Source organism: Methanocalculus sp., assembly GCF_029762515.1.
Taxonomy (GTDB): Archaea; Halobacteriota; Methanomicrobia; order Methanomicrobiales; family Methanocorpusculaceae; genus Methanocalculus.
Genome location: NZ_JARVGN010000217.1, coordinates 1 through 3953, shown reverse-complemented (window position 1 = coordinate 3953; position 3953 = coordinate 1). Strand labels below are relative to the sequence as shown.

The following is a 3953-nucleotide window of genomic DNA, read 5'->3' as shown; positions in this document are numbered from 1 at the left end:
AGAATTAAAACCCTTTCTCTTCCATCCAGTCAAGCCATTGTGTTGAACGCAGCTCGCGTGCAGTTGCCTCATCGACCAGATACACCTGCTGATAGAAGTCCAGTGTCCATTCGCCGACGTTGATATCGGAGAACCGATCGGGATATGCTGCCTTTGCGATTACCATCGCCTCAATTGGGTATTCCAGACGTTTTGCCCAGTTGAATGGCGTCCAGGGAAGGGCATAGACACGCTGATTCTTAACGGCTGTCAGCTCCTGAAGGTTCTGATAATAGGGAGCAGTATAGAGTTCAGTTGCAGGATGGTATCCCTGTGCGGTTGGAAGGACGATCACATCCGGATCAATCGTCAGGATCTGCTCCGTCGAAATGACAACAAATGCTCCAGAACCCTTGTATGCATTCCTGGCATTTGCAATCTCCTCAATGAAGTGGGATTCGATGGTATCACCACCCCATGCCATCGCAGCTCCCCCTCCCTGCCGGGCACGGGGCGAGAGTCCAAGCTGCATCACTTTTGGTTTCTCTTCTTCCGGGATGTCGCGTGTTCGTTCGCGGATCATTGCTATCTGCCCGTCAATGTACCTGGCCAGGGTATCCGCATCCTTCTTTCGTGAGAAGACATCGCCAACGAGGCGGATCTCTTCGGTGATCTGATCGACGGTCGGCTCATCCTGGTATGGCGGACCAACGAGGATGACAAGGGGTATCCCAAGTGATTCGATCGTCTGGATGGTCAACTGGAGGTTGTCATCTGATCCTGCCCTGAATGCAGAAGCACCTGCACGGAGGAAGAGAACATCCGGATCAAGGGAGGCAAGTGTCTCATAATTCATTGCAGTCCCGGTCGTTACAAGGACTGGGAGATCTGCTAGTTCGGGAATCAGGTACCTGACCGGATTCATACCTTTCATGTATTCATATGTGCTGCCGTCAGTTGTCTCAAAGCTGTAGGTGTAATCTTTCACCCATTCTCCGCCAATTCCGACGATCTGATCTTCTAACCCGAACCGGTACATCAGCCCCTCGACGAACCCATCGTCGATTGCCACAACACGCTCGATCTTCAGTGGAATATCGACTGTCCTCCCATGCATGTCAGTGATTGTCCGGGTGCCTGATGTCTCCTGCACTCCGGTATTCTCCATTGTACCCGCACACCCTGAGATGAGGATCATTCCCGGGATGAGTATGAAGAGAAGAGCATATCTTTTGATATAGTTACAACCTTTCATGATCTTAATAAGATCTTGGTGTATAAAAAAGATTATTATTTGTATTTTTAGTGATAAAAATCTCATAAGATCAAATCAGATCACACTATTTTATATATTCATGTTACTAAACAACAGGATATCCCTTATGGATCTGAGTGAAACCTATGCATGAACGAAGAAGCTTCAAAGATATCCTCACGACACTGGGATATGATCCGGTTGAAGGCTTTGGAGAAGGCAGAAAGATCGGTATCCTGATCGTACTATCCATACTCCTCTTCATCACTGCGTGTATCGCTGTTGTGATGGGAGCCTATGACATCTCAATTGCCGCAGTCTACCAGACAATCCTGACACACCTCACTTTTGGTGATACCTCTGCCCTTCCAAGACTTCACAACACCATTATCTGGGATATCCGTGTACCGAGGATCATCCTGGCGATCTCAGTCGGAGGTGCTCTTGCAATTGCGGGTGCGGTCTTCCAGGGGGTCTTCAGAAACCCGCTTGTAGAACCCTATATCCTTGGTGTTTCATCGGGAGCCGCCTTTGGAGCAGCACTTGGGATTGTGTTTCCTCACATCTTCTTCTCGATCCAGATCTCAGCCTTCATCTTTGGTGCACTCGCGGTGATATTCGCCTATATGCTTGCACGGGTTCGTGGCGAGACCCCGATTGTAACCCTGATCCTTGCCGGTGTCATCATCGGCTCGATCTTCTCGGCCCTTGTCTCGCTGTTGAAGTACATCTCAACTGATACCGCCCTCCGTGAGATCGTCTTCTGGCTGATGGGAGGATTCTACTATGCCACCTGGGGTGATATCCGGATGCTGACACCGTTTGTCCTCTTCTGTTTCATCATCCTCTGGGGGCTTGGGTGGAAACTAAACATCCTCTCGATGGGTGATGATGAGGCACGGACACTTGGAGTGAATCCCGAGCGGTATAAGCTCATCGTTGTTGCACTTGCAACAGCGGTCACGGCATTTGCAGTCTCACTGGTTGGTATTATCGCCTGGGTCGGCCTGATGATGCCCCATGCGGCGAGGATGGTGCTTGGACCGGATAACCGGTACGTGATACCGGCTTCATTGATGATGGGCGCAACGTACCTGATCATCTGTGATACGCTTGCACGAACACTGACAACCGCGGAGATTCCGGTCGGCATCCTCACCTCAATCCTTGGTGCTCCGTATCTCTGCTACCTGCTCCGCCATAAGGGCAGGGTAATCTTTGGGTGATACAGAATGTTACATGTACAGGATATCCATTTCAACTACGATACCATCCCAGTCCTATCGGGTGTCTCATTCTCGGTCGGGGAAGGCGAACTCTGCGGCCTCTTCGGTCCAAACGGTTCCGGTAAGACCACCCTCTTCAAATGCTGCCTCCGTTTTCTCCAGGCAAGAAAAGGGACAGTGAAGATGTGCGGTGATGATACCACCACCCGCTCGATCGAAGAGCTTGCCCGTGTGGTCGCCTACGTGCCACAGGAACACAAGCCTCCATTCCCCTACCTGGTCCGCGAAGTTGTCCTGATGGGGAGGACACCCCATCTCGGTGGTTTTTTCGGTGTGAAAAGGCGTGACAAGGAGATCGCAATGGACGCTCTTGCCGAGCTGGGGATCAGCGATCTCGCCGATCGCCCCTATAACCAGCTCTCCGGCGGGCAGCGGCAGATGGTGCTGATGGCCCGTGCACTTGCACAAGCGACACCGATCCTTTTCCTTGACGAGCCGACAAGTGCTCTTGACTTCCAGAACCAGATGCGTATCTGGAAGATTATGCGGGATATAGCCGAGGATGGCAAGACGATCCTTGCCTGCAGCCATGATCCCAACCATGTCGCCTGGTTCTGCGATCGGGTGGTTGTTATGGGAGATGGAGATATTGTGGCTGACGGAGCTCCAACAGACGTAATCTCAGAAGAAATTCTCTCACTGATCTACCGTGATACCTGTTGTGTCCGGTCAGTCAACGGGGTGCAGATGGTGATGCCCCAGAGTGTTGCAGCACGGTGCTGCTGCACCGGCAACCACCATGGCTATGCTGATGAACACTTTTCCCCGCACCCATCGCCGAAAGTGGAAGCTGAATCATAGAATGTGTGTACAAGGATGATAGAATGGATTATACTAAGATTGACTGGAATCTGGTCTGGCAGAAACTGTATGCTGAGAATCTGAACTGCCGTGGAACAAATGACTGTGCCTCGATCTGGGCTTCAAAAGAGAAGGCGAGATCGTTTATGCAACAGTCACGGGAGAACCCTGATCGGATCCGGCACGTGATCGACGGTCTCCCAATCCACTCCGGCTCCCGTGTGCTGGATATCGGTGCCGGACCGGGGACGATGGCAGTCCCGATTGCAAAAGTTGCAGCCCATGTCACCGCAGTAGAACCCTCTCCCGGAATGACCTCGGTTCTCTCAGAATATGCTGAAGAAGAAGGGCTTTCGAATATCCAGGTAATCCAGAAACGCTGGGAGGATATCGACCTGGCAACTGATCTGGATGGGCAGTACGATGTCGTCGTTGCCTCGTACTCACTCGGGATGCCGGATATCAAAGACGCACTATCCGCAATGTGCCGGGCATCATCAGACTGTGTCTACCTCTTCTGGTTTGCAGATACAACGAACTGGGAACAGGCGATGATCGACCTCTGGCCACAACTCCACGGGAGAGAATACCAACGGGGACCAAAGGCAGATGTCCTCTTTAATCTCCTCTAT

At 51.6% G+C, this 3953-nt stretch carries 4 protein-coding genes; 3 read left to right on the top strand and 1 reads right to left on the bottom strand.

The genetic code is table 11. From position 1 onward, the window contains the following. Window positions 1–4 precede the first annotated feature (4 nt). Window positions 5–1234, bottom strand: coding sequence for an ABC transporter substrate-binding protein (locus QCH34_RS08280; protein ID WP_300332755.1), 1230 nt, complete (start codon window positions 1232–1234; stop codon window positions 5–7). A gap of 146 nt (window positions 1235–1380) precedes the next feature. Here QCH34_RS08280 and QCH34_RS08275 point away from each other — a divergent pair, with 146 nt between their 5' ends. The 3 genes from QCH34_RS08275 to QCH34_RS08265 form a co-directional block, all read left to right on the top strand. Continuing rightward, window positions 1381–2460 carry an iron ABC transporter permease gene (locus QCH34_RS08275; RefSeq protein WP_300332753.1) on the top strand — a complete coding sequence of 360 codons (1080 nt, stop codon included), beginning with the start codon at window positions 1381–1383 and terminating at the stop codon, window positions 2458–2460. Window positions 2461–2466: 6 nt separating this feature from the next. After that, window positions 2467–3321, top strand: coding sequence for an ABC transporter ATP-binding protein (locus QCH34_RS08270; protein WP_300332751.1), 855 nt, complete (start codon window positions 2467–2469; stop codon window positions 3319–3321). Between the two features lie 23 nt (window positions 3322–3344). Continuing rightward, the coding region (locus QCH34_RS08265) for a class I SAM-dependent methyltransferase (RefSeq protein WP_300332749.1) at window positions 3345–3953 on the top strand (609 nt) is incomplete at its 3' end.